The sequence below is a fragment of the Parendozoicomonas verongulae genome (assembly GCF_009711465.1).
GTDB classification, from domain to species: domain Bacteria; phylum Pseudomonadota; class Gammaproteobacteria; order Pseudomonadales; family Endozoicomonadaceae; genus Sansalvadorimonas; species Sansalvadorimonas verongulae.
Genome location: NZ_SMME01000706.1, coordinates 1 through 5877, shown reverse-complemented (window position 1 = coordinate 5877; position 5877 = coordinate 1). Strand labels below are relative to the sequence as shown.

2 protein-coding genes are annotated in these 5877 nt (G+C 49.3%); both read left to right on the top strand.

Annotation, left to right across the window (positions count from 1 at the left end):
- Positions 1 to 301: 301 nt before the first annotated feature.
- Positions 302 to 2197 (top strand): hypothetical protein, encoded by a 1896-nt coding sequence (locus E1189_RS03385; RefSeq protein WP_230460110.1) that lies wholly within the window; start codon positions 302 to 304, stop codon positions 2195 to 2197.
- Between the two features lie 84 nt (positions 2198 to 2281).
- Positions 2282 to 5842, top strand: a complete 3561-nt coding sequence (locus tag E1189_RS03380; protein WP_155158631.1) for an SNF2-related protein — start codon at positions 2282 to 2284, stop codon at positions 5840 to 5842.
- Positions 5843 to 5877: the final 35 nt, after the last annotated feature.

The window sequence follows — 5877 nt, the reverse complement described above, 5'->3', positions numbered from 1 at the left end:
CATTGCACAGTTCATCTTACGCTCAATACCGCCATCAAACGTTCTCTCATTCTTCAACAAATTAAGAGCAATGATCTCCTTGGCAGATGCTGCCTGCTATGCCCATATTGAAACAGGTTACCCTGAAGAGGATTTCCCCCCAAGCTGTCTCTGAGCCTTTGACAAATTCATGGATGAGCACTTTTGGCCAGAGCGCTTTCATGGTTAAGATGCGCTACTCTGTCTGGCTGCAACGGGTGCAAGAGTACGCTTAAACTGTATCCAATGAATCGGATTATGGTCTTTTTTCTGTGGGGGAGTCGTGAGTCTTCATACCAATTTAACCGGACGATTGCGTAATACCAACCTGCCAAAAACACACGGCCTGATGCCGGTTTTTGAAGCCGTTGTTAACTCCATTCAGTCTCTTGAAGAAGCGGGCAGGCTGGCAAAAGGGCAGATTGTTCTGGAGATTATGCGCAATACTCAGCAGCAGGTACCGATAGAAAAAAGTGGGGCGCAGGAGGTCATTACAGGATTCACTGTGACCGACAATGGTGTCGGGTTTAATGACACCAACATGCAGTCCTTTGAAACACTGGACTCTGATCACAAAGTAGACAAAGGCTGTCGTGGGATTGGGCGTCTTTTGTGGTTAAAGACCTTCGACAAAGCAGAGGTTGAAAGTGTTTTTCATCAGGGTGGAGCATTTCACCGGCGTAACTTCTCTTTTACTGCACAAAATGGGATTCAGGTGGAAGTCCCTCGGGAAGTGGAAGACCGACATGTAGAAACCATTTTAAAGCTGGAAGGCTTTGCTAAGGAATATTATGCCTGCTGCCGAAAAACAGCGGAGGGTATTGCCGACGCACTTCTGGAGCATTGCTTGTGGTATTTCGTGAGAAGCGACGGTACGCCAAATATTGTTGTAAAGGATGGTGCAGAGAGGGTTGTGCTGGCCAGGCTGTACGATCAGCGAATGCATGCTGAGGCCAAAACCGAGTCGGTTACGCTGAAAGGTTATCCGTTTGGGCTAACTCATATCAAATTCCGTGCGGGTGGCAATAAGAATCACTCCATGTTCCTCTGCGCGGCCAGCCGGGTAGTGCGAGAAGAGTCCATCAGTAAGAAGGTTCCCGGACTGTTTGGTACGATAGAAGATGAAGATGGTGAGTTTATTTATGCCTGCTACGTAACTTCGCCTTACCTTGATGAGCACGTCCGCTCTGAAAGAACCGGTTTCAACATAGCCGAGAGTGCAGAGGGCGTAATAGATGATGTTGAAATTTCTCTGAATGAAATTCGGGAGAAGGTGGTAGAGCGGACCAGAGATTATCTCTCCAGCTATCTTGATGGCAATATGAAGGCGGGGCGAGAAAGGGTTGACTCATTTATCTCCCATAAGGCTCCCAGGTATCGTTCCATTGTCGGGCATATGGATGCCACTGAACTTGTGGTTGACCCGGGGATTTCTGATAAAGATCTTGAAATCCATCTTCACAAGCAATATTACAAAGCCGAAAAAGCACTGCTGGAAGAAGGCCATGAGGTTATGAACCCTGTTGTGGAAAGTAACCTCACAACTTACCGCAAACAGCTGGATAGCTACCTTCAGAAGGCAAAAGACTTCAAACAGTCGGATCTCGCGAACTATGTGACCCACAGGAGGACAATTATTGATCTTCTGGAAAAGCATATTGCCCAGCTGGATAACGGCAAGTACTCCCGTGAAGATTTTATCCATCAGTTAATCATGCCCATGCGGAAGGATTCGGAGCAGACACCCCTTGATGCCTGCAACCTCTGGCTGATCGACGAGCGACTGGCATTTCATGATTATCTGGGCTCTATCACCGTGGTGGAGATTAAAAGGCCTATGCGAAATGATGCCAGAGAAGGAGAAGAAAAAGATCCCATTGAGCAAGCCCTGAAATACCTGGATCGCATCCGACAGGGGCAGGTTAAAACCGCGAACGGGTTGCTTATTCCAAACTCCCGGGATGTGCCCGGTTTTTGTTATGTGGTGTGTGACCTGACACCAACAGTATTGCAAAGATGTAAGATCTTCGATTTAACACCAACCCATGATCATATGGGCTACTTTGGCTACAGTAAGAGCTTTGGGGCCTTTATAGAAGTGATTTCCTACAACCGTTTGGTTCAGTCTGCGAAGGAACGAAACAGGGCTTTCTTTGAACAGCTGGGGCTGCCTGCCTGATGAGGAGGGCTACGCCCCTGAACTATAGATTCAGTACCACCTGTCTCGTACAATTCTGTCGCTGACTTCAAATTCTGGTTTTTTATGTCTAACTCATACGGTCAAACCTGGTGGGGCGAGCAGTGGCTTGCCGCTTTTAATGGCATTGATGATACCAACCGTCTTCCCCGGGGGCGGCGTTATGCAGGTAACGGATCTGTCACCGCCATTGAGATCAAGGGGACGACAACTAAAGCGGATGTTCAGGGAAGACAGCGCAGACCTTATCGGGTATCGGTCAGCCTGCCGGGTTTCACTGCCAAAGACAAAAAGACCATTCTGGAAACAGTCAGCAGTCACCCTGCAGTACTGGCCAGACTGCTGAATCGCCAGTTGCCCAAACAAACGCTGGACCTGCTGACTCAAAAAAAGATTTCACTCTTTCCCCGCAGTTGGCAAGATATGTCAGCCAGTTGCTCCTGCCCCGACTGGGCCATGCCCTGCAAACATATTGCTGCCATCATCTATCTGATTGCCAATGAGATTGATAAAAATCCCTTTCTGGTGTTTGAGCTCCATGGCATGGATCTTATCAAAGCTATGGAAAAACAATCGGGCACCACTTTGGTGGGGCTTGATGCACCACCTCTCTATCTCGATAGGTGGCACAAGGATCCGGTCATTCAAAACTGGGAAATACCTGAAGCCCCTGTTTTTGAGAATCTGGACCTGACCACCATTGAACCGTTGAACGAACGTATCTTCCGGATACTTGGCAGCCAGCCCCTTTTCTATAAAAAGGACTTTCGTGAAGTCATGGCGGGCCTTTACAAAAGAGCGGCCCGTTGTGCCCTTCAGTTTGACAAAAATGCTCAAAGTCCTTCCGATGACCAGGTAGAGTTTACACAGCTGAATCGTTTATCTCTGATTCTCAATGAAAACGGGCAGCTCATAGAGGTTCAAGGTGCGGGGGATAGTAAGGCTTCGGCTGTCAAAAGCGCAAAGCTCATCAAAAACGCAACAGAGTGGGGGCAATTTCTGAGATCCCTGCATACCAGTGAACAACCCGAAACCACACGGCACTACCATCACGCCATGATGTGGCAACAAATCTATCGGCTGGCTGTTCGGCTGGTTAGCCAGCAAGCGTTTATCCCGGCTGTTTATGAGCAATCAGAAGGAAAAAACCTGATTCACTGGCACCCGGCCCTGATGAGTGACGAAATTAAAGCTCTGTTGAATGAGTTGTATACTCACTGTCCACCGGATCTGGTATTGCTGTCCCATAAACCAAAGCAGCGCAAAACACCCCTGAACCTCTATGCCGATGGAAGAACCCAGGTTGATGCGGCTCTGAACAGCTTGATCAGCCTGTTTACCGCAGCAGCCCTGTATCAGTCTCACAGTCAGCTTATAACGCAGGATATTTGTCAGCTCTTTTTTGGCAACACCCCCTGTCGATTCAATAGTTTTGAGACAATTGAATACCCCAAGGTGATCAGAAACTGGCTGAACCGGCTGACTCTTGGTGAACGCAAGCACCGGCTGCACCTGATTGTGGGAGAAGGCCACGATAATAACGATGCTGACGAGCTGTCGGTCACTGTTCAAGTGGAGCAGGATGGTGTCTTACAGCCACTGGCTTCACTGCTAACCGATTCCCGTCTATCCGCAACCCAGGTGAGTATCCTGACCGATCTGGCTCTGCTGGCGGATTACCTGCCTGATATTGAAAAACTGTACAGCGGCATCCACCAGGAGAGACAGCCATCTCTCCACTATACCCTGCAAGCATTTACCCCGCTTTTTCTGGAAACACTGCCCGCTCTGAAAATGCTGGGGATTCACCTTGTCCTTCCGAAAAGCCTGCGCAACCTGGCTTACCCCGGGCTCAGCCTGACCCTGACATCTTCAGACAACGACAAGCCAGTCAGCTATCTGAATATCGACCAGTTGCTCCGGTTTAACTGGCAGGTGGCCATTGGGGATAAACGACTACCAGCTGATGAGTTTATGACACTGGTCAGTGGCGCTTCCGGCCTTGTAAAAATGCTGGATCAGTATGTCATGCTGGATGATGCCCGACTGCAACAACTCTTGAAGAAACTGACTGATCTGCCGGAGTCCCTTTCCCGGGCACAGCTTCTTAAAGCCGGTTTGTCCGGAGAACTGGACGGTGCCAGAGTCGATCTGACCGGCAGTGCAGAGACGCTGTTTAATCAGTTACTCAAAGGAGATCCGGCACCCTGTCCTGAAGGGCTTGAAGCCCAGCTTCGCCCCTATCAGCAGCGCGGTTTTGAATGGATGGCCCAAAACGCACGTATTGGTTTCGGCTCACTACTGGCTGATGATATGGGCCTGGGAAAAACCCTGCAGGTTATTACCCTGCTGCTTCACCAGAAAGAGTCCGGTCAACTGGATAAGCAAAAAGCGCTGGTTGTCGCCCCAACATCATTGCTGACTAACTGGAACAAGGAACTTCAGCGGTTTGCACCGGGTCTGACTGTGCAGGTTTACCACGGACAGCAGCGAAGCCTTGAGACGGACAGTCATGACATTATTCTTACAAGCTACGGGCTTATTCGTTCAGACAGTGCGGCTCTGGGCAAACCACGCTGGCGAACACTGGTGATCGATGAGGCTCAGAACATTAAAAACCCTGGCAGTCTGCAAACCAAAGCGATTAAAAAACTGAAGGCAGATATTCGTGTTGGTCTCAGTGGTACCCCCGTAGAAAACCGGTTGCGGGAGTACTGGAGCCTGTTTGACTTTACCAACAAGGGCTATCTGGGAACCCAGAAACGATTCCATGATGAGTTTGCTTCACCCATAGAAAAGGATCGTGACCAGAGCAGTCTGCAAACCTTCCGTAAGATCACTGCGCCCTTTATTCTTCGTCGCTTAAAAACGGATAAAAACATTATCAGTGATCTGCCTGAGAAAGTTGAAAGCAACCGCTACTGCAGCCTGAGTGCAAAGCAGGCCGCCCTGTACCAAAGTACGGTGGACACTATTCTGGAAGAGTTGCAGTCCAGTGAGGCAGGCATTGAACGAAAAGGCACTATTTTCAAGCTACTGAACGCTCTGAAACAGATTTGCAATACACCGGCACAGTTTCTCAACCACGAGCAGAGCAAGCCGTCAGAGTCCGGCAAACTCGCAACGTTTCTGGAAATCATCAGGGAAGCCACAGAGGCTGGAGAAAAGACGCTGGTGTTTACCCAGTACACCGCCATGGGAGAGCTGTTGGTGAAAAGTGTTCACCAGGAGCTGGGTCAGGATGCGCTTTTTCTACACGGCGGTTTACCGCGCGGTAAACGGGACAAGATGGTTGAGACCTTTCAAAACGATCCCCTGTCCCGGATATTCGTTCTCTCTCTGAAGGCCGGTGGTACAGGGTTGAATCTGACTGAGGCCAGTCAGGTCATCCATTATGACCTTTGGTGGAACCCGGCTGTTGAGGCTCAGGCAACAGACCGGGCCTATCGTATTGGTCAGAAGAAAAACGTCCAGATTCACAGGCTCATTACTGAAAACACCTTTGAAGAAAAGATTGATGGGATGATTCAAAGTAAAAAGGAACTGGCGGAGTTAACGGTCGCCAGTGGTGAACAATGGATATCAGAACTGTCAAATGATGATATCCGAGAATTAGTTTCACTGTAGGTGAGGGGGGGGAAGTAGCATCTTGTGGTGTTCAA